Raw genomic sequence first — 20,546 nt, forward strand, 5'->3', positions numbered from 1 at the left:
AGCGAGGTTGACCGAGCGCTCCTCTTGACGGAGCCGTCGGCGACGGGAAGGATGCGGCCCTCCGAGCTCCGGTGGAGGCCACGATGAAGCTCTATTTCAGCCCTCGCAGCTGTTCGCTCTCTCCCCACATCGCGCTGCGCGAGGCTGGCCTGGAGTTCGACCTCGAGCGCGTCCACCTCGGCACGAAGAAGACGAGATCGGGCGCCGATTTCACCCTGATCAACCCCAAGGGCTATGTCCCCGCGCTCGAGCTAGAGAGCGGCGAGGTGCTCACCGAGGGGCCGGCGATCGTCCAGTATATCGCCGATCGAAGGCCCGAGTCCGGGCTCGCGCCCCCGGCAGGCACCCTCGGTCGCTACCGGCTGCAGGAGTGGCTGAGCTTCATCGGCACCGAGCTGCACAAGCAGTTCGCGCCCCTCTTCAAACCCAGGCTGCCGGACGAGCAGAAGAGCGCGGCCAGGGCCTACCTGGGCCGGCGCTTCGGTTACGTGGCGCAGCGCCTCGACGGCACCACGCACCTCCTCGGCGAGCAGTTCACGGTGGCGGACGCCTACCTCTATACCGTGCTCACCTGGACGAAGCTCGCGGGCGTCGATCTCGGCGGCTGGCCTGTCCTCGGCCAGTACAGAGAGCGCGTCGGCGCCCGTCCTGCCGTGCAGGCCGCCGTCGCGGCCGAGCAGGGGAGCTAGCGGCCCCTTCCCCCTCCAGCGTCTCAACTGACCGCGATCACGAGCTTGCCGGCGTGCTCGCCCCGCCGCTCAGGCGGGCGCGCTGCGCGCGACCGCGCGTTGACGCGCCCCGCACCACCGCTCGCAGGAGCGGCGCGAGGGGCTACCTGTGCATCGCGATGTCGTTGCGGGGGAACGGCTTGATGCGCCGGGTGAGCCTCCCCGACGACGGGGTCGACGGCGTCGGCTTCGCCCGCCCTGGGGACCGCGCGGGGCGCGCGGTGGGCTTCTTCTTCGCGGCGGACCGGGTCGCCTCGCTCGCAGGCGTGTTCTCGGGCCGTTCCGACGTGGCGCCGGCCTGGACGGGCTCCGGGAGCTCCGGCGCGAGCAGCAGCCGCGGCGTATCCACGACGCTGGCGAGGAGCATCGCCTCGGTCGGGCCGGTCAACCCGGCGCCGCGGGAGGCGACGGCGGCGAGCGCGGCGCCGTCCGCGGTGGACGCGAGGTGCCGGACGCCGAGGAACAGGCCGGCGGCGGCGACCACGGCGCCGACGGCGACGATCGAGGCGAGCCGCACCGAGGGCCTGAGCTTCTTGCGGCCTGAGGTCGCCATCAAGACCGTCGTCGTGCGATCGGGGGCGTCTGCCTCGCAGGGATCCGTCTCCGCCAGCGCGAACGGCAGGAGCGCCGGCGCGGGGTGGCGCCGGGTGACCGCGCAGTCCTGCGCGTCCGCGATCCGTGATGGGGTCAGGGTCTCCGCGCCGGCGTCTCGGGCTGCGGAGTCCCACGACTCGGCGCCCCGCGTGCGCGAAGAGAGCGCCCGCTCCAGCGCGTCGGCCATCTGCCTGGCGGAGCCGAAGCGCGCGCTCGGGTCGAACTGCAGGGCCTTCCGCATCCAGTCGTCGAGGGCGGGCGGCGCCTCGGGCCGGAGCGCGCTCGGCGGCCTGAACTTGCCCGTGTGCACCGAGAGCGTGAGCGCCACGAGCGTATCCCCGCCGAACGGGGCCTGCCCGGTGATCGCGTGGTAAGCCACGACGCCGAGGGCCCAGAGATCCGCGCGAAAATCGAGGTCCTGCGAGCTGATGAGCTGCTCGGGGCTCATGTAGAGCGGCGTCCCCACGACGTTCCCCGTCGAGGTGACGCGCAGGTCCCTGGCCCGCTTGGCGATGCCGAAGTCGAGCACCTTGACGAAGGTCTCCCCGTCCACCTCGGTCAGGAACAGGTTGTCCGGCTTGATGTCACGGTGGACGATGCCGAGCCGGTGCGCCTGCCCCAGCGCCTTGGCCGTCTGCGCCACGATGCGCGCCACCTCGCCGAGCGGCAGCCGGCCCAGGCGACGGATGCGGGCCCTGAGGTCCTCGCCGCGGAGGAGCTCCATCGCGATGTACGGCATGCCCTCCGACGTCAGCCCGTGATCGAGGACCTGGGCCACGTGCGGGCTCGTGATCTGCGCCGCCGCGACCGCCTCTCGCCGGAATCGCTCGACGTAGCCCGGATCGTCCGCGAACTCGGGCGACATGAACTTCACGGCCACCTGCGCCTTCAGCGAAAGGCGATCGGCGACCCATATGCTCCCCATCCCGCCCCGCCGGAGAATGCGTACGAGCCGCAGCGCAGGGGTCACCATCTGTCCGGTGTGCAGGGGCATACCTCTGCTACTCCTCTCGAAGAGGCCCGAGCCGGTGGTTCGTGTCAGCTCTAGCCGATAACTCGCGTAAATAGATCACTACGACGCCTTCATTGTCTCCGCAAGAGAAACAAGCGCTCTCCCGCGACGTCGCAACTTCACGACGCCGCAATGTCGCAACGTTAAGATTCCCACTTCCCACGACCGCAGGGATCCCGCGGAGGATTCACGCGGGATACCGCGGGGTTCACGGCATGGACGGACACCTGGCCTGCACCGATGTCGGCGCATAGGCGTACAGCCGCACAAATATCATCCAGCCGGTCGAGCCCAGAGGGCGGCGCGCACGATGTGAGGGGATTCGCGCGCCGCGCTCCGTCGCGCGCCGCGCCTCAACCCTTGGAGGGCTTCGGCCCGAGCGGGCCCCCGTCGCCCGGCATCCGCGCGTAGACGCCGGGGTGCGAGGCGGCGAGCCACTGGTTCACGTGGCTCATCACGTGCGGGCGCTCGGTCCTGAGCTGCAGGTAGCGCTGGCCGCGCGGGACGAGCACCTGCTCGGTCACGTTGCCGCCGAACTGCTCCGCCAGCACCTGCACGACCGACGGCACATCGAAGAACTTGCAGCTGAACAGATCGAAGAACGCCTCTTGGCTGTCGGGGAAGATGTGCAGCGTGATGTGCGACTCCGCGATCATCACCATCGCGCTGATCACCGGGGCCCCATCGCGCGTCGCCGTCTTCACCACGAAGGGGCGCATGATCGGGGTCATCCCGATCTTCGACGGCAGGCTATCGAAGATGTCGAAGAGCGTGTCGAGCGAGGTGGGCCCGCGGTACGGGCTGAACTGCAGGAAGAGGTGGGGGCCGAAATCGGCGTCGGGGCTCACCACCTCGTGCCCCCTGCGCTCCTGGAGATCGCCCCCGTCGCCGCGATCGACCGTCTGCGTGAACACGCTGCGGCAGGGGAGCGTCGTCTGGAGCATCATCTGAACGCGCTGGGGATCGAACGCCCCCGGGTACACGAGATCCGCGAAGAAGCACTCGCGGAAGCTGAAGGTGTGGATGGTGAGGTGGCCGCCGAGCAGCAGCACGAAGGCGCTGATGCCGCAGTCCTCGGCCACGACGCCGTTGTAGTACGGGAGGATGAACGGAGGCATCACCGGCTTCAGCCGAAGCACGCCGGGAATCTCTTCCAGGAGCTCCTGCGCCAGCTTCACATCGTCAAAACGGCTGCGGAAGCCGTGGAAGCCATCCATCGTGAAATGGGTGAGACTCTTGCGTGCCGTATGCATGTTGCCCCTTCGTCGATGAGTTGAGCGATGCTACTCCACGCGGAGCAGGCGCGAGCGGAGAAATTTCGCGAGCTGCCTTCCGTCCGCACATTCGTGTGCGCCATCCGATGATCAGGTGGGGAATCCGGATACAAGCATGGCTGTCGTGCGGCCATGACCCGCGATCCGCTACCGATTCGCCCATCGGCTCACCTCGCCGTGCACGATGAGCTCGCCGGGACGGCGCACGGTACGGCAGCGCTCGCCCGCCGCCGGGCTTCCCTCTGAGAGCGGCCGCCGCCCCGCTGCGCAGCGGGAGCGGCGAGGCCCGCGGGGAAGGCAGGAGACGCTTGACTTCAAAAAAAGTCTTTCATTTCGCTTCCAGGCGGCGTGATGAATGGCTTCCAGACCACGCGCCGAATCGCTTCCGGACCGCGCGACCGGCGGCGCGCATGTCGGTCAGGCAGCGCAGGAGTCGTGTAACTGGACGATATCGATGGGGCGCTCGGCGTCCAAGACGGGCCTGTCTTCCGCCCCACGCGCGGCGGGGCGCTCGAAGCCCCCTTTGCGGCGCCCCGAGGCCGTTTCCCCGGTCCCCAGCGCGGCCCGGCGCGCGCGCTCCCTCCGGGGATCACGCGCTGCGACAGGCGGGTTGGCCCCGGAAGAGAGCCAGAACCTCTCTCGCCTTCGGGATGCCGGCACACTGAAAGAGTTCACCAGGACGGCCCGGACACCCTCGGGGCGCGCGTTGCGCCGGCGGAGGAAATCCACCTGCTGTGGATCAGGTGGCGGGGTGCGATAAAAATTGAAGCGCAGGTGTCATCCATCGTTGCCCCGGCGCGCGCAGGCGTAGAATCGCCGGAGCTATGACCCGATCCCCCTCCGACAAGGACGCGCACAAGAAGGCACCGGTCAGCCCCGTGTCGTCGCGAGGGACCCCGCCGGAGACGATCCCGTCGCGCGGCAACACCACCGGCAGCTACGTGCCTCCAGCGCCGCACCCGGCGCGCAACAACAGCAGCGGCCTGCCGCCGGCGCCGGCATCGAACCGCGGCGGCAGCACCCTCCCGCCCCCGCAGCTCGCGCCGCCCCCGACGCGCGGCAGCCACTTCCCGACCGACGCGCGTGTGCGGCGAGAGCGGCCGAGCGGACCGAACGTGCCGCACGGCAGCCCCCCCTCGCAGGAGGCGCGCTGGCGCGAGCGGCCGATCGGCGCGGCAGCGGCCGCGGCGCGCGGCGGCCAGGCGTTGCAGGATCCGTTCGATCGATGGGACCCGCCGGAGGGGCCGCTCACGATGCCCGCGACCCAGCCGCCCGAGCCGCCGAGCTCGCGGGTGCCCGAGATGTCGCGCCACGACGACCCGGGCCGCGGCCACGCGCCGGCCTCGTCGCCGGGCAGGCGCGTCTCGCCCGGCGGCCCGCCCTCGGCGCACCAGCCGGCCGCCCGCCCGTCGGCGGGGCGCGAGCCGCAGCGGCTCCACGAGCCGCACGGCGGGGGGCACGACCCGTACACGCCCATCAACCAGATCCTCGGCTACACGCGCCTGCTCGTGGCGTCGCTGCAGGGCAAGGTCGCGCCGCAGCACATCGAGGACATCCGCAACATCGAGCTCGCCTCGCGCAAGCTGCTCGGGATCGTGCAGGCGATGGAGAACGGCGATGAGGACGCGCCCTCGAGCGTGAACCTCAACGTCAGCTCCCCGCGCGAGGAGCCCGCGCTCCAGGCCGAGATCGAGGGCGGCGGGCGCGGCGCGATCCTCGTGGTCGACGACAGCCGGGGCAACCGCGACGTGCTCTGCCGCGTGCTGCAGAACAACGGCTTCCGCGCGGTCGCCGCCGAGGACGGCCCCCGCGCGCTCGGGCTCGCCGCGCGCGAGCGGTTCGACGCCGTGCTGCTCGACGTGAACATGCCCGGCATCAGCGGCCTCGGCGTGCTCTCCGCGCTGCGCCAGAGCCGGTCGCAGGCGGAGCTGCCCGTGATCATGGTGACCACGCGGGGCGCGAGCGAGGACGTCGTCGAGTCGCTCAAGCTCGGCGCCAACGACCACGTGACGAAGCCCATCGACTTCGACATCCTGCTCGGGCGCCTCGACACGCAGCTCACGCTGAAGCGATCGCGCGAGCAGCTCTCGCAGCTCGCCGGGGAGCTGTCGGTCAAGAGCGAGTTCATCCGCAAGACGTTCGGCCGCTACCTGAGCGAGGACGTGGTGAACCGCCTGCTCTCCTCGCCCGAGGCCCAGCTGCTCGGCGGCGAGGAGCGCGAGGTCACCATCATGATGACCGACCTGCGCAGCTTCACCACGATGACCGAGAACATGCCGCCCGAGGTCGTCATGCGCCTCTTGAACGGCTACCTCGGCGAGATGGCGCGCATCATCGTCTCGCGCGGCGGCACGATCATCGAGTTCATCGGCGACGCGATCCTCGCGCTCTTCGGCGCGCCGTTCGCCACGGGCGACGACACCCGCCGGGCGGTCGCCTGCGCGCTCGAGATGCAGATCGCGATGGACGCGGTGAACGAGAAGAACAGCGCGGAGGGCCTGCCGACGCTCCAGATGGGCATCGCGCTCAACACCGGCCCGGTGATCGTCGGCAACATCGGCTCCGAGGCGCGCACGAAATACGGGGTGGTCGGCTCGCAGGTCAACCTGACGTCCCGCATCGAGTCGTGCACGGTGGGCCGGCAGATCCTCATCGCGGACACCACGCGCCGCGCCGCCGGCGGCGGCATCCTGCTCGGCCAGAGCCACGCGCTGGCCGTCAAGGGGTTCTCGAACCGCGTGCTGGTCCACGAGGTGCTGGGCCTCGACAACCCCGAGCGGCTCTACCTGGCCGAGCGGCGCGTCGAGATCCTCGCGCTCTCCTCGCCGCTGCCGGTCGTGTGCGCGCGCCTCGCGGGCAAGCGGGTGGAGGGCGAGCCGCAGTCCGCCTTCATCCTCGGGCTCTCCCCGTTCGGGGCGGTGCTGCGCCTGCACCCCCGCCCTGCGCCGTTCACCAACCTCCAGCTCCACCCGTCCGTGGCGCTCGCGGAGCAGCTCGGCGGCGAGCTGCACGCGAAGGTGATCGAGCTCGACCCGCGCGCCGAGGACGTGGTGCGCATCCACTTCACGTCCTCGCCGCCGGGGCTCGCCGCGCTCGTCCAGGAGCTCCACCGCGCCGAGGCCTAGCGCCTCGGCGCACAGAGAAGCTCGTCTCCGGGTGTACCGGAGGTGTTGCCGGGCCGCCCGGCTCCGTGGACGACGGCTCCGCGCGATCTGAGGAGGCGGCTCGACACACCCTCTTCCAGCGCACGAGCGACGACTTCGTGCTGACCGACGAGGGCGCCGCCGTACGGCGCGACCAAGGCGCTCCTTGTTGACGGCGAACCCGAGAGAAATCATGACGCGTGGGAGAAGAGGAGATCATGACCATGATCAACAAGCCTTGGATCATCGTTCTCGCCTCGCTTGCCCCCGTCATGGGCTGCACCAGCGAGCCTGAGGGCACGAATCCTCTGTTCGAGGCCCCCGCGGCGGGCCCGACGTTCCACAAGGACGTGGCGCCCATCCTGCAGAAGCGCTGCCAGGGCTGCCACTCGCCCGGCGAGATCGCGCCCTTTGGCCTGACCGACTACGCCGACGTGAAGCAGGTCTCGAGCCGGATCGTGGCGGTGACGCAGGACCGGACGATGCCGCCCTGGGGCGCCATGGAGACGGACGAGTGCGCGCCGCGCTTCGGGTGGAAGGACGACAGCAGGCTCTCCGACGCGGAGCTCGCGACGCTCGAGGCCTGGCATGACGCCGGCGCCCCCGCGGGCGACCCCGCGGACGCGCCCCCCGCGCTAGAGCCGTCGGCGCTCCACGGCCTCGAGGGCGTCAGCGCCACCATCGAGCCCGCGAAGCCGTATGTAACGAGCGGCGAGGAGGACCAGTTCCGCTGCTTCGTCATGGATCCGAAGCTCACGCAGGACACGTTCGTGAACGGCATGAACGTGGTCCCGGGGAACTCCAAGGTCGTCCACCACGTGGTGGTCTTCACCGACCCGCACGCGGAGAGCGACGCTCTGGCCGACGCCGACGGCGGCTACGAGTGCTTTGGCAGCGCCGGCGTCCAGGACACCCAGGTCCTCGGCGTGTGGGTGCCGGGCGGACGACCGACCGAGTACCCTCCCAACGCCGGCTTCCTCGTCCCCGCGGGCTCGAGGTTGGTGATGCAGGTCCATTACCACCCGGCGGGCACCGTCGCCGAGCCTGACGAGTCCAAGCTGGAGCTGCGATTCCTCCCGGAGCCGCCGGAGTACAGGGTCGTCTTCCTGGCGTTCGGCAACTTCCCATCGCAGTGGCCGGACGGCGACGGTCTCCAGCCGGGGCCCAATGACAGGGATGGGGTCGAGTTCTTCGTCCCGGCAGGGGTCAAGGACCACACCGAGGTCATGAAGATCACGCTCCCCGAGACGTTCATGGGGGAGTCGCTGGTGGATGGCATCAGGCTCTACAGCGCGATGACCCACATGCACTATGTCGGGACCGACATGAAGGTCGATGTTCAGCGCCCGAGCCCGCAGGGCGGCGATCCGGCCGAGGAGTGCGTGGTCCAGACGCCGCGGTGGGACTTCAACTGGCAGCAGACGTACACCCTCGATGCGCCGATCGACGAGCTCCCTGTCCTGAAGACCGGCGATATCATGAGCGCGCGTTGCCTCTACGACAACACGATGGACAATCCCTTCGTGAGGAGGGCGCTCCACGAGGAGAACCTCACCGCTCCGCGGGATATCGTCCTCGGCGAGAGCTCGCTCGACGAGATGTGCGTCGGCCTCTTCAACGGGTTCATCAAGAACTGACGGGCGCTCGGCCCGCCCGCTCTGTCGCCGGGCCTCCGCGGCCCACGCCGCCCCTTCCACGCCGCCGGCCGCGGCCTCTCCTGGCCGCTCGGTCAGCTGAAGCGCGCCCGGATCGGCGCCGGGCTCTCGCAGATCGGGCACGCGTCCGCGCGTTCGGCGACCTTGCCGCAATCCTTGCAGTCGACGCGGTAGCCGTGGAACCCGGGGTCGTGCAGCTCGACGCTCGTCTGCGCCTTGTTCGCGCGCTTTCCTTCGTACTTCACGCGCGCTGGCACGAACGCGATGAAGCGCACCTCGATGTGCTCGCACCGCGAGCACCGCTCCGGCGCCGCGTACGCGTTGGTCGTCGTGAGCCCGCGCGCGAGGCCGCCTTCGTCGTGGCACCGCGGGCAGCGATCGTCCTTGAACAGGAGGTGCTGGCACGCGCCGCACGCGATCTCGTACAGCCCGTCGACGAACATCTCGCCCTTGTAAACCCACTTGACCGGGCCGACGGGCTCGCCCTCCATGAGCGGCACGAGCCCGTCCACGTAGGAGCGCAGGTTGAGCTGTCGTCCCCCGCACGAGGGACACCCCGCCTCGACCATCTCGGCAAACGCGCGCTCGGAGAGCCTGCTCATGTGCGCCGCCTTCTAGCACGGCTCGGCGGCGCGCGTGCCCCCGTAGGACGCCGTGAGCGTCGCGAGGCGCGATCCCGGGCACATCGACAAGTCATCCATGCATCGAAGACGCCGCCCTCACGCCAAAAGTTGACATCCACCATCGAGCGGCGCATCCAAGGGCAGCTCGCGCAGCGCAACACGGCTCCTTCACGCGGCCAACCACACCGAGGTAGCAGACGCACATGCGTTCCCTGACCGTCGCGGGCCCTGCGGGCGCGCTCCACATCGTCGATCACCCCGCCGCAGGCGCTCACCCCGCCGCAGGCGCTCACCCCGCCGCAGGCGCTCACCCCGCCGCAGGCGCTCACCCCGCCGCAGGCGCTCACCCCGCCGCAGGCGCTCACCCCGCCGCAGGCGCTCACCCCGCCGCAGGCGCTCACCCCGCCGCAGGCGCTCATCCCTCGCGCGAGGCGCTGCCGGTCGTGCTCGTGCACGGGATGGTCGGCCATGCCGGCTTCTGGGAGGCGCCGCTCGCGCACGTCGCCGGCCAGCGCCGCGCCGTGGCCATCGACCTCCGGGGACACGGCGCGTCGGAGCCCCCGTCCGACGCGGACTACGCTCCCTCCGCGTGCGCGGCCGACGTGCTCGCGGTCCTCGACGCCCTGGCTCTCCCCCGCGTGGCGCTCGTCGGCCACAGCTACGGCGCGCTCGTGGCGCTCGCCGCCGCGGCCGCCCATCCGGAGCGGGTCGCGCGCCTCGTGCTCGCGGACCCGCCCCGCGACGTCACGCAGATCCCGGCGGAGGTCCAGGCGCAGCACTTCCCACCCTACCTCGCCGCCCTCGAGGCGGACAGCTGGCGTGACACCGCCCTGGCCACCTTCAACGAGGCGCTCGCGGGCAGCACGCCCGCGACGCGGGAGACGGTGCTGGCGCGCGTCGCCTCAACGCCGCACGACCGGATCCTCGGCATGTCCCGGCATCTGCTGGAGTTCGAGGCGGTGAACGCGCTGGACCGCTACCTCGCCGCCCCCGGCGCCCGCGCCCACGCCCTCCTCGCCCCCTCGAACGCGTGGCCGCAGAGCCTGCACGTGCTGAGGCCCGCGCTGACGTCCGTCGTGCTGCCGGGAACGAGCCACTGGCTGATGCTCGACGCGCCGACCCTGTTCGCCGCGGAGCTCGAGGCCTGGCTCGACGCCGCGTGAGGGAGCGCGCGCAGGCGGGCCGGGCGGGTGGTCCCACCGCGCCGCGCCGCGAGCGCCTACGGGTCCTTTTCGGCGAGGCGTTTCCGGCCCACACTGCCGCCATGCGCGACGACGACAGCTCCGAGCTCACCGCGAAGACCCTGGCTCACTACGAGGATCACGCCCTGTCGTTCTGGGAGGGCACGCGCGACCACGACGTCTCGCAGAACCGCGCCGCGCTGATCGCGGCGCTGGAGGGGGCGGGCCCGTTCACGATCCTCGATCTGGGCTGCGGCCCCGGGCGCGATCTCGCGGCGTTCCGCGCGGCGGGGCACCTCCCGATCGGGCTCGACGGGTCGGCGCAGTTCGTCGAGATGGCGCGGCGGCACGCGGGGTGCGAGGTGCTCCACCAGGACTTCCTGCACCTCGATCTCGGGGCCGAGCGCTTCGATGGGATCTTCGCCAACGCATCGCTGTTCCACGTGCCGGGCCGCGAGCTGCCGCGCGTGCTCCGCGAGCTCCACGCGGCGCTCCGCCCGCGCGGCGTGCTGTTCAGCTCGAACCCGCGCGGCGACGATCGAGAGGGGTGGTCGGGCGATCGGTACGGCTCCTACTGGTCGCTCGAGCGGTGGCGCGAGCACGTGACCGCCGCCGGGTTCGAGGAGATCGAGCACTACTACCGTCCGGCAGGCCGGCCGCGCGAGCAGCAGCCGTGGCTGGCGTCGGTGTGGCGCAAGCGCTGAGTAGGGCGGCGTATCGTCGAGCCGCTGCCCGGCACGCCGGCTCCACGGCAATGGCGTCGGCGGTCAGTGCGCCCTGATCGCGTGCGGGCGCGCGGCAGGCGCGCCCGCAACGGATCCACGAGCCACCGCCGGGGCCAGGACGACGATCACGAGGACCAGCGCCACGACCAGGACGAGCCCGCCGCGCAGGGTGAGGTGGTCGGCGACGAGGCCAATGACCGGCGGCCCGACGAGGAAGCCGCCGTAGGACATGGTGGCGAGCGTCGCCAGCGCCCTTCCAGGCGCGACGCCTGGGGCGCTCGCCCCCGCGCGGAAGACCAGCGGCACCACCACGGACAGGCCGGCGCCCACGCACCCGAAGCCCAGCAACATGGCGGTGGGCACGTTGGCGATCAGCGCCGCGCCCAGCCCGCCCGCGACCAGGAGCCCGGCCGCGCGCACGAGCCGCTCGGCGCCGAAGCGCTGCGTCAGCCCGTCCCCGGAGAACCGCCCGAGGAGCATCGCCAGCGAGAACACGGCGTAGCCGGTCGCCGCCACGGCCGCGGAGGTGTGGAGCTCATCGCGGAGGTAGACGGCCGACCAGTTGGCCATCGCGCCCTCGCCGATGGAGGAACAGAACGCGATGAGGCCGAGCAGGACGAGCCGGGTCGAGCGGCCCTCCGCGGAGGCGCCCGCGGCCGCCGTGGCCGGGGCTTCGGGGCGCGCGTCGGCCGAGAGCGCCCCGCCCGCGGCGGTGACCGCCGCGGCGAGGACGGCGGCGACGGCGAGGAGGTGCGCCGCGGGCGACAGCGCCCGGTCGGCCGCGAGCGCGCCGAGGGCCGCGCCAATCAGGCCGCCGAGGCTGAACATGCCGTGGAACGAGGCGAGGATCGGCCGGCCGTGGCGCCGCTCGACCTCGACGGCCTGCGCGTTCATCGCGACGTCCATGAAGCCGTTGCTCGCGCCGAGCAGCAGGAGCGCGGCGACGAGCGCGGCGAAGGAGGGCGCGAGCGCGGGCACGGGCAGCGCCGCGCAGAGGAGCACGGCCGAGACGCGGGTGACGCGCCGGCTCCCGAAGCGAGCGAGGAGCGGCCCGGCTGCGCGGAAGGCGAGGATCGCGCCGCAGGCGATGCCCAGCAGGGCGAGGCCGAGCGCGCCGTCGCTCAGCCCGAGCCGCTCGCGGACCGCGGGGACGCGCGCGGCCCACGATGCGAAGGCGATGCCGTTCGCCACGAACATGACCGAGACGGCGCGCCGGGCGCGCGCGACGTCGTCGACGGGCGCCGGGGGCGCGAGCATCACGGCACCCCCCGCGCCGAGCCGAACGAGACGCCGGCGCCGGGCGGATCGGGGAGGGCCGTCCAGCGGACGGCATGGTGAGCAGGGAGCGCCCACGAATTTTCGTGCATTATCGTGAACATCAAGGAAGAATCATGCAGCCGAACGCGACAGAATCAAGCAGTTGCGTGCACAAACAGGAATAAACGTGCAAAACAACGCAGACACCTCCGGCCTCATGGTCGCCGAGCGGCGGCGGCATATTCTCGCGACACTGGAACGTGACGGGAAGGTGGTGGCGGCCGAGCTGAGCCGCGCCTTCGGCGTCTCGGAGGACACGGTCCGGCGCGATCTGCGCGAGATGGCGAACGAGGGGCTGCTGCAGCGGGTGCACGGCGGCGGCCTGCCGCTCGCCCGGGTGAGCCCGAGCTTCCCTGCGCGCGAGCGGCAGCAGCCGCGCGTGAAGGAAGAGCTCGCACGGGCCGCGGCCACGTTGATCAAGAAGGGTCAGATCGTGTTCATCGACAGCGGTACGACCAACGTGGCTGTCGCGCGCCACCTCCCGCGTGATCTCGAGGCGACGGTCGTGACCAACAGCCCCCCTGTGGCGATCGCGCTGTCCGAGCACCCGCGCGTGGAGGTGGTGCTGCTCGGCGGGCGCATGCGCAAGGACCCGCTGGCCGCGGCCGACGCGGTGACCATCGCGGGCGTGCGCCAGATCCGGGCGGACCTCTGCTATCTCGGCGTGTGCACGCTGGATCCGACGTTCGGCATCACCACGGTGGATCTGGATGAGTCGTACGTGAAGCGGGCGATGGTCGAGGCCTCGGCCGAGGTGGTGGCGCTGGTCACCGCGGACAAGCTCGGCACGGTGTCGCCGTACGTCGTCGCCCCGCTGGGCGAGCTGACGTGGCTCTTCACCGAGCGCGGGGTGTCGAAGGAGGCGCTCGCGCCCTATCGGGAAGCGGGAGTCACGATCACGCAGGCGCTGGAGACGGATCCGGCTCAGGCACTCTCGCCCAGGGACGAACCTGGAGGATGAGGTGCGACCCGCGACTCAGGGCCCATCGGCGCTCCGGAGCAGAACACCCCGATCCGCTACGCTATCGGCGAGGCCTCGGGCGCGATCTTCCTCGATCCGTCGGTGCCCATGGCGGACATCGAGGCGCACCTGGCCGAGGACGAGCGCATCGTCGTGCTGCGCCCGGGCACATACACCGGCAGCATCACGATCACCGGCAAGGGCACGCTCCTCTACGGCGAGGGGTTCCTCGATCGCGCGGTGATCCTCGATGGCAGCGTCACGGTGGCAGGCGAGGCGGTGCGGCTGCGCGGCCTGACGATCGCGGGCGATCTCGTCTCAAGAGGCAACAATTTCGGGATCAGCTTCTCGCTCGTCCGAGGCGATGTCAGCATCACCGGCAACTCGGGCGCGTTCGTGCGAAACGTGTTTTGCGGCGAGACGGTGGTGCCCTCGAGCAACGCCACGCTGCTCGACAACCACGGTGTCACGCCGCTGGACGCTCTGCCGCCGGTCGTGTGCGATTGATCCTGTGAGCTCTTTCCGGGCAAGCCCGACCCCGGCCATCGCCCTACAGCAACCCAGGGAGCAGCCCCAGGACATCGCACGTCAGGCCCCCCGAGGAGAGCGCGACCAGGGGCTCCAAACTCGACGCGATCGACTCCGGGTAAACGCCGCTCCCGGAGGCGCGGCAGGTCGGCGCGCCCGCGCGGTCCCGGGTGCAGACCGCATCACAACGGCCGAGCAGGGTGAGCCTGCACGTGGGCGACTGCCCGCAGATGCGCTCGAGGGTCTTCGCGCTCAGCGCCACGCCGCAGTCGTCGATCAGCGAGTTGTCGGCGCAAGCAAACGCCGTCGGGCGCGCCCGGTCGAAGAGATCGCCGAACATGATCGCGTCCCGGACCGTGTACTCCGACGCCTCGCTGTCCGGCGCGTCGGCAAGGGCCGGGTGGCCACCGGTCAGGTGGACCGCGACGCGCGCGCTCAGCGCGTTCAGCGACTGCAGCAGGCAAGCCGTCACCCAGCGCCGCGACGCAGGATCCGAGAGCGGCGCGGAGGCCCACTCCGGCGCGAGCCCGATCGACCCGCGGAAGGACCGCCCGGTGCCCTCCTCCACCGCCGCCCCCGCAGGCAGGGCGCAGGCGACAACGCGCTCGGCCAGGTGCCTGCCCTGCTCGGTCCGGAGGAGCACCGCACCTCGGGCGCCGCCCAGCGCGTCGGCGAGCGGCGCCTGCGCGAGCGCCCGCAGCCCCTGCTGCGTCGAGGACCTCCAGAAGAAGTCCGGATCGAGGCCGTTCATCACGATGATCCCCTGCTCCGCGACCCCGATCGACTCGCCCTCCTCGGCCGGCGCGGCGCCGCACCCGACCGCAAGCAAGCAGAAACCGATCAACCCGGCAGCGTCGTTTCGTAAGCGAAGCATCACCCGACCTCCAGTTCAGGCGCACATGTGTGCGCATCACACCGGCTTGTTAGCGACTTTTATTAGCTACTCTTCTTAGCAAATCTCGATCCGCAGCCGCGCCCGGCCGGTCGCCGCAGCCGCCGGGACCGGGCTCAGCAGGGGGGGTGCGGAGCGATCAGCGGCCGCTCGACGCGGCCGGCGACCCGCCGAGCCGGCGCGCGAGCTCGTCGAACCGCGAGCGCCAGGCCGGATGCTCCGCCAGCAGCGCGCCGGCCCTGCCCAGGCTCGCGGCGGCAACCTCGACAGCACCGTGGCGCAATGCCGCACGGCCGCGCCAGTAGAGGACCTCGAGGAGCTCGTCGACGAACAGGAACGGGCCGGCCTCGAGCTCGGCCTCGTCGAGACCGCCGAGGAGCTCGCGCGGCGTGAGGCCGGCGCTGTCGTGCGACAGGAGACAGCGCAGCATCATGTAGCACCCGTGCGCCGCCTTCGCGGACGGCTCCGGTGGGCACGACCCGGCGATCCACGCAAGGAGGCGCCGCGCCTCGCCGAGCTCCCCCCGCGCCGCAAGGATGCGCGCGAGCAGCAGCGAGCACTCCGGCACAGGGCGATCCACGAACCGCCGCTCCAGCGTGTGCGCGCGGCGCGCGAGCGCGAGCGCCTCGCCCTGCTGATCGCTCCAGTAGAGCAGCTCGGCGACGTTGTACGTGGCGACGCGCTCGAGCCACGGGTTGCCGATCTCCCGCGCGAGCGCGATGGCGCGCCGGAGATCCGCGGTCGCGCGCGGCAGGTCCTTCTTCAGCGTCCAGAGCACGACGCGGTTCATGATCGCGACGCAGAGGTGCGGCAGGTCCTCGGCCTGCTCGCAGAGCGCGATCGCCTCCGCGGCCCGCCGCTCCGCCTCGGCGAAGCGACCCGCGTGCGCGAGCTCGGTCGACAGCAGCACGAGCGCGATGATCCGGCTCTCCTCGTCCCCCGCGGACTCCGCCAGCGACGCCCCCTCCGAGAGGAGCGCGATCGCCTCCGCGACCTCGGCCCGCCGCAGACGCGTGCGCCCCTCGGCCACGCGGAGGCGCGCCGAGAGGCGCGGCGAGCCCGCGCGCTCCACGAGCGGCCGCGAAAGCTCGACCCGGCCCGACGACGCCTCGTAGGCGCCCGTCCAGTCGAGCGCGGTGGCCTCCTCGAGCAAGACGTCCGCGCGGAGCGCGTCGTCCGCGAGCTCGAGCGCCGCGGAGAGATCGGCCAGGGCCTCCTCGATGAGGTGGAGCCGGTAACGGATCCTGCCGCGCCCGGCCAGCGCGAGCGCGCGCCGGCGGCGATCGTCCTCGCCGGCGAGCCTGAGCGCGGCGGTGTAGCAGCGCTCCGCCTCGACGTGCCGGTGCCGCGCGAACGCGAGATCCCCGAGCCGGAGGTGCGCCTCGGCCGCCTCCTCCCCCTCCCCGCACGCGCCCGCGTGCCGGGCGAGCGGCTCGAGCTCCTCCGGCCCCGGCTGCGCCGAGAGCTCGTCGGATGCCGCGGCCGGATCGACCTCGGCGGACGTCGCGACCGGATCGGCCCGCGGAGCCGCCGGGGGCGCGGGCGGGCGCCCGCGCTCGGCCCGCGCCCGCCAGAAGGCGAGCGCGTGCCGGTGGATCTGGGCGCGGTGCTCGGGATCGAGCGTCTCGTACACGGCGTCGCGAAAGAGCCCGCTCTGGAACCACCACCGCTCGGCGGCGCCGCGCGCCGCGTCCCCGCCGTGCGCGCCGCGCCCGATGATGCCCCGCTCGAGGAGCACGCCGAGCCCGTAGCCCGCGTCGACCGGCGTCCCGGCGCCTCCGGCGCGATCCACGGCGTCCTGTACCCACTCCAGCTCGGCCCGGGTGAACGACTCGCCGAGCACGGCGCAGAGCCGCGCGAGCGCGGCGACCTCCTGCGGCAGCGCCCCGAGCTGCCGCATCGCCAGCCACTGCCACGCCGGGGAGACCGGCAGGCCCTCGAGCGCCGCCGCCTCGACGCAGTAGTCGCCGCCCCCAGGGCGGCGGCGCACGAGGCCAGCCTGCTTGAGCGACCGGATGATCGCGGCGAGGCAACCCGGGTTGCCGCCGGCCCAGCGGGCGAGCCCCCGGAGCGCGTCGGCAGGAGGGTACGCCGCGGGGAGGAGCAGCTGCGCCGCGAGCTCCGCCGCGGCGGCCTCGTCGAGCGGGGCGAGCGTCACCCGGTCGGCGCGCTGCGTCCGCGCGCCCCACGTGGGGCGAAAACGCTCGAAGCGCGGGTGCGCGACGACCGCCGCCCAGAGCGTCACGCCGGCGCCGTCGAGCGTCGCGACCTCGAGCGCGTCGAGGACGGTGACGTCCGCCCACTGCGCATCGTCCACGATCACGGCCACGGGGGCGCGGCGCGCGCGGCGGCGCAGCCCCTCGGCGATCGCCCGCGCCAGGTGGTGGGGCGTCGCGGCGGGCGCGGCGCGCGCGGCGCCGGGAAGCGCCCACCCGAGCGCCGCGGCGACGGACGCGAAGGTCGAGGCGCCGATCTCGGGGCCGAGCCGCGCCACGCAGAAGGCGCGGGGGTCGGCCGGCGCGGCCGCGGGCGCGGCGAGCGCGAAGCGCAGGATCGCCGCGGTGTCCTTGCTCGCCTCGCCCGGCAAGGGCTGCGCCGCCCGCACGACGAGCGCCGCGGCGCCGGGGCGGAGGCGCCGCGCCACGGCGGCCGCCTCGGCCGCGATCCGGCTCTTGCCGAGGCCGTCGTCGCCGAGCACCGTGACGAGCGCCGGGCACACGCCGCCGAACGCGACGGCGGCGCTCGCCTCGAGCGCCGCGATCACGTCGCTCCGCCCGACCGTGGCCGGCGGCGGCGCCTCGAGCTCCGACGCCGGCGCAGCCGGGGGCGAGGTGGGGGTCATCGTCGCCTCGGCCTCCGCGAGGGCGCGCTCGATCTCCTCGGTGAGCGTGACGCCGGTCCATGGGGATGCGGGGATCCAGGTCTCCGGGCGATCCACCGCCGCGCCGTAGACCGCGGGCGGGGCCCTGTCGCGCGGGCGGATGATGAGGCCCGCGAGGTGGAGCGCGGCGCGGGCGCCGTGCCGCTCGACGAGCTCGCGCGCGGCGGCGAGCGCGAGCCGGACCGGGTCCTCTGCGTCGTGGGCCGAGAAGACGGCGGTGTAGCGGCGCCCGCGCTGGCGGACGCAGATCCCCCTGCGGCTCGCGAGCGCGGCGATCACGACCGGCGTGGCGGCGCCCGTCTCGGCGACGAGCACGACGGCCGGCTGGAGCCCCTCGGCGATGAGCCTGCCGCCTCCGTTGCCGGAAGGCGGCCCCGGCGCGATCGCCGGCCGCGAGGTCGGCTCCGCGGCCGCGCCGGGCTCCGCGGCCGCGCCGAGCGGGCAGGCCTCCTCGATCGCGCTCCGGAGCCAGAGCGCGCTCGCGGGCCGGCGGCCGGGATCCTTCGCGAGGCACGAGAGCACGAGCTCCTCGAGGGCCGCGGGGACCGGCGCGAGCTCCCCCGGCCGCGGCGGGCGCAGCGTGAGGTGCCCGTGCTCGACCGCGCCCGTGTCCCCCACGAACGGCGGCCTCAGGGTGAGCAGCTCGAACAGGATCGCGCCGAACGCGTAGAGATCCGCGCGCTCGTCGAGGTCGACCTCGGCGCGGATCTGCTCCGGCGCCATGTACTCGGGCGTGCCGACGACCGTTCCCCCGCGCGTGATCTCGATCTCGTCGTCGTGGTGCGGCGCTCCGGCGGGCCGCGCCAGGCCGAGATCGAGCAGCACCGCGCGCACCGCGCCCGCCCCCGCACCGGCGCGCGCGCGGGACGGCGCGAGGATCACGTTCTCCGGCTTGAGGTCACGGTGGACGACGCCGCGCGCGTGCGCGGCCGCGAGCGCGGCGAGCAGCGCGGCGGCGCGCGCCGCCGCCCAGGCCGGCTCCGGGGGCCCGGGCAGCGCCGCGAGCGCCTCGGCGAGCGTCTCGCCGGGGACGTGATCCATGGCGAACCAGGGGCGGCCGTCCTCGAGCTGCCCCTCGGCGTGGACCCGCGGGACGTGCGGCGGACCGATGCGCCGGAGCGCGCCCGCCTCGCGACGGAACCGCGCCTGGAGCGTCGCGCGGGGGGAGCGCCCGACCTTGAGGGCGACGGGGAGGCCGTCCGCCTCGCGCCGCGCGGACCACACGGCGGAGAAGCCGCCCTGACCGAGCAGGCCGCCGACAAGGAAGCCCGGGACGCGCGGCGCCCCCGGCGCGGGGGTGCGCTCGGCCGAAGGCGGCGTCGTCCCGCCGTCTCGAGGGCACACCCCCGCCGGGGGGAGCCGGCGGTGGCACTGTGGGCAGCGGGACACGTCGTTGCTCCCAGGGGGCAGGACGGAGAGCCATCAGCTCGCCGCCCCGCTTATGGTACCGTCGGTCGGCCGGTCCATGGCGAGCGAAGAGTCCGACACCCTCCCCAGCGCGGGAGTATCCACCGAGCACACCGTCCGGTCCGCGCAGGCGCCCACGGCCGCGCCGGCCGACGCCGACACGCGGCTCACGCCGAGCACGCCGACCCTCACGGACATGCGCCCCCCGGCGGGGGCGCTCGGCGACAGCCGCGCGCTGGACGACCTCTCGCCCGGGGCGCGCGCGGGCGACTGGGTGACCGAGGGCCGGCTCGGCGCGGGCGGCTTCAGCGTGATCTACCGCGCGCGGCACGCAGAGCGCGGCACGCCGGCCGCCGTGAAGGTGCTGCACCCGGAGCTCAGCGTGCAGCCGGACGTGGTGATCCGCTTCCAGCGGGAGGTGGAGACGGTCCGGCGGCTGGAGCACCCCGGCATCGTCCAGGTCTTCGAGCAGGGGCAGCTCGAGGACGGGCGGCCCTACTACGTCATGGAGCTCCTCACCGGCGTGAGCCTGGATCAGCACCTCCGGTCGCGCGGCCGGCTGTCGCCCGACGAGACGCTCGCGTTGCTGGCGCCGCTCTGCGACGCGCTCGAGGCCGCGCACGCCCTGGCCGTCGTGCACCGCGACCTCAAGGCGTCGAACGTCTTCCTCGAGGAGGGCGGCCGCCGCCGCGTCGTCCTGCTCGATTTCGGCGTGGCGAAGCTGCTCGACGCGCCCGGGCCGGCGCTGACCACCTCGCGCGAGGTCCTCGGGAGCCCCTCGAGCGTCTCCCCCGAGCAGCTCCTCGGCCAGCCCGTCGACCTGCGGGCGGACGTCTACGCGCTCGGCGCCCTCGCCTACCGCATGCTCGTCGGCGAGCCGCTCTTCAGCGGGGACATCGGCGCGCTCCTGCGCCAGCTGCACCTGTTCGCGAGCCCGCCGCGCCCGAGCGCGAAGGCGCGGCTCTCCCCGGGGTTCGACGAGGTCATCCTCCGGGCGCTCGCCAAGGACCCCGAGGCGCGCTACCCGACGGCCGGCGCCTTCCTCGAGGATTTCCGCGGCGCGCTCGAGGCCTCGCGGGGCGTGAGCGACACGCCGAGCGGGGCGCGCGCGCGCCCCGGGGTGGCGGTCTATGCGGAGGTGGGCGCCGCGCCGGAGGCGCTCGACGCGCCGGACGATCGCCTGCTCGCGGACCTGGAGGCGATCCTGCCGTTCGTGGCCGCCGAGCTCACCGAGGCCGGCCTGTCCCCCGCGGCCGAGACCGGCAACAGCCTGCTCTTCAGCGCCGAGCGCCCCGACGACGCGGCCGACGACGCGGAGACCCGCCGCCGCGCCGTGGACGCCGCGCTCTGGATCTTCCGGCGGCTCGAGGGCCGCGCCGGGCGCGATCCCAGGGTGCAGGTTCGCCTGTGCGTCCACACGGGGGAGCTGCTCCTCGGCCCTTCCGGTGAGCTCCTCGGCGGGTCGCTCGCGGAGGTCGGCGGCTGGGCGCCCGAGGGGACGCAGGAGGGCGTCTTCGCCTCGCCAGAGGCCCTCGCAGGCCTCGGGATCGTCGCCGGGCCGACGGCGCTCGAGGGGACGATGCTCGTCCTCGCCAGCGCCGAGCCCGCCCCGGCACGGTAGCGAA

At 73.2% G+C, this 20,546-nt stretch carries 14 protein-coding genes; 8 read left to right on the forward strand and 6 right to left on the reverse strand.

Going from position 1 to position 20,546, the window contains the following annotated elements; genetic code table 11:
- The first annotated feature begins 83 nt into the window (after positions 1–83).
- Positions 84–689: a glutathione transferase GstA gene (gstA, locus tag WME75_RS21220; protein WP_437493717.1), complete on the forward strand. Its 606-nt coding sequence runs from the start codon at positions 84–86 to the stop codon at positions 687–689.
- Positions 690–831: 142 nt separating this feature from the next.
- Here the strand turns inward: gstA and WME75_RS21225 are convergent, their stop codons facing one another.
- Both WME75_RS21225 and WME75_RS21230 read right to left on the reverse strand, forming a co-directional pair.
- Positions 832–2,316: a serine/threonine-protein kinase gene (locus WME75_RS21225; RefSeq protein WP_437493720.1), complete on the reverse strand. Its 1,485-nt coding sequence runs from the start codon at positions 2,314–2,316 to the stop codon at positions 832–834.
- 371 nt (positions 2,317–2,687) lie between these two features.
- The gene (locus WME75_RS21230; protein WP_437493723.1) at positions 2,688–3,587 is read right to left on the reverse strand and encodes an S-adenosylmethionine decarboxylase; all 900 of its coding nucleotides are present in this window, start codon (positions 3,585–3,587) and stop codon (positions 2,688–2,690) included.
- Between the two features lie 845 nt (positions 3,588–4,432).
- Here WME75_RS21230 and WME75_RS21235 point away from each other — a divergent pair.
- Positions 4,433–6,733: a response regulator gene (locus WME75_RS21235; protein ID WP_437493726.1), complete on the forward strand. Its 2,301-nt coding sequence runs from the start codon at positions 4,433–4,435 to the stop codon at positions 6,731–6,733.
- 242 nt (positions 6,734–6,975) lie between these two features.
- Positions 6,976–8,388 (forward strand): hypothetical protein, encoded by a 1,413-nt coding sequence (locus tag WME75_RS21240; protein ID WP_437493729.1) that lies wholly within the window; start codon positions 6,976–6,978, stop codon positions 8,386–8,388.
- 92 nt (positions 8,389–8,480) lie between these two features.
- On the opposite strand, the gene WME75_RS21245 is transcribed toward WME75_RS21240, so the two are convergent.
- Positions 8,481–9,008, reverse strand: coding sequence for a hypothetical protein (locus tag WME75_RS21245; protein ID WP_437493732.1), 528 nt, complete (start codon positions 9,006–9,008; stop codon positions 8,481–8,483).
- Positions 9,009–9,232: 224 nt separating this feature from the next.
- On the opposite strand from WME75_RS21245, the gene WME75_RS21250 reads away from it, so the two are divergent.
- A complete protein-coding gene (locus tag WME75_RS21250) occupies positions 9,233–10,192 on the forward strand; it encodes an alpha/beta fold hydrolase (RefSeq protein ID WP_437493734.1) in 960 nt (319 codons plus the stop codon).
- 101 nt (positions 10,193–10,293) lie between these two features.
- Entirely contained in the window at positions 10,294–10,914 is a 621-nt protein-coding gene (locus WME75_RS21255; protein WP_437493737.1) for a class I SAM-dependent methyltransferase, read from the forward strand.
- Between the two features lie 63 nt (positions 10,915–10,977).
- Here the strand turns inward: WME75_RS21255 and WME75_RS21260 are convergent, their stop codons facing one another.
- A complete protein-coding gene (locus tag WME75_RS21260; protein WP_437493739.1) occupies positions 10,978–12,192 on the reverse strand; it encodes an MFS transporter in 1,215 nt (404 codons plus the stop codon).
- Positions 12,193–12,409: 217 nt separating this feature from the next.
- Here WME75_RS21260 and WME75_RS21265 point away from each other — a divergent pair, with 217 nt between their 5' ends.
- Positions 12,410–13,213, forward strand: a complete 804-nt coding sequence (locus WME75_RS21265; protein ID WP_437494884.1) for a DeoR/GlpR family DNA-binding transcription regulator — start codon at positions 12,410–12,412, stop codon at positions 13,211–13,213.
- 108 nt (positions 13,214–13,321) lie between these two features.
- Positions 13,322–13,720, forward strand: coding sequence for a hypothetical protein (locus WME75_RS21270; RefSeq protein WP_437493742.1), 399 nt, complete (start codon positions 13,322–13,324; stop codon positions 13,718–13,720).
- Positions 13,721–13,763: 43 nt separating this feature from the next.
- On the opposite strand, the gene WME75_RS21275 is transcribed toward WME75_RS21270, so the two are convergent.
- Positions 13,764–14,615 carry a hypothetical protein gene (locus tag WME75_RS21275; protein WP_437493745.1) on the reverse strand — a complete coding sequence of 284 codons (852 nt, stop codon included), beginning with the start codon at positions 14,613–14,615 and terminating at the stop codon, positions 13,764–13,766.
- A gap of 157 nt (positions 14,616–14,772) precedes the next feature.
- Positions 14,773–18,903: a protein kinase domain-containing protein gene (locus tag WME75_RS21280; RefSeq protein WP_437493748.1), complete on the reverse strand. Its 4,131-nt coding sequence runs from the start codon at positions 18,901–18,903 to the stop codon at positions 14,773–14,775.
- Between the two features lie 76 nt (positions 18,904–18,979).
- Here WME75_RS21280 and WME75_RS21285 point away from each other — a divergent pair, with 76 nt between their 5' ends.
- Positions 18,980–20,542: a serine/threonine-protein kinase gene (locus tag WME75_RS21285; protein ID WP_437493751.1), complete on the forward strand. Its 1,563-nt coding sequence runs from the start codon at positions 18,980–18,982 to the stop codon at positions 20,540–20,542.
- The last annotated feature ends 4 nt before the right edge of the window (positions 20,543–20,546 follow it).

It is taken from the genome of Sorangium sp. So ce1014 (genome assembly GCF_051521505.1).
Classification (GTDB): Bacteria; Myxococcota_A; Polyangia; order Polyangiales; family Polyangiaceae; genus Sorangium.